2 tRNA genes are annotated in these 481 nt (G+C 36.6%); both read left to right on the top strand.

The features are described 5' to 3' along the window. Nucleotides 1-39 precede the first annotated feature (39 nt). Nucleotides 40-125 (top strand) — tRNA-Leu (locus H4J66_RS01255). A gap of 274 nt (nt 126-399) precedes the next feature. After that, nucleotides 400-481: transfer RNA gene (locus tag H4J66_RS01250), tRNA-Leu, on the top strand.

Raw genomic sequence — 481 nt, 5'->3', positions numbered from 1 at the left:
GTAGGGAGCCAATCTCTACTTTAAAAAGAATTATCCGATGCCCGGGTGGTGGAATTGGTAGACACAAGGGATTTAAAATCCCTCGCTCATAGAGTGTGACGGTTCAAGTCCGTCTCCGGGTACCATCTTTATACTGTACTTTCTGTCCAGTAATTTAAATAGTAGTAATTAAACCTGTATCAATAATGTAATTAATTTACTTAACATTTACAATGCAAATATTTTTATACAATAAATATAGCTAAGATGTTGTGATTTAGCGGCCAATAAAAGATGTAGCGTCTCGTTAGTTGTTTAAATTTAGTGTGTAGATAAGTTAAAGAGTTTAATTAGTTAAATCTCTTAGTAAGTTAAGAGTTAGTAGGGAGCCAATCTCTACTTTAAAAAGAATTATCCGATGCCCGGGTGGTGGAATTGGTAGACACAAGGGATTTAAAATCCCTCGCTCATAGAGTGTGACGGTTCAAGTCCGTCTCCGGGT

The sequence above is a fragment of the Colwellia sp. MB3u-55 genome (genome assembly GCF_014076785.1).
Classification (GTDB): Bacteria; Pseudomonadota; Gammaproteobacteria; order Enterobacterales; family Alteromonadaceae; genus Colwellia_A.
The sequence above is the reverse complement of the archived record's forward strand: the minus strand, read 5'-3'. Positions and strand labels throughout refer to the sequence as shown.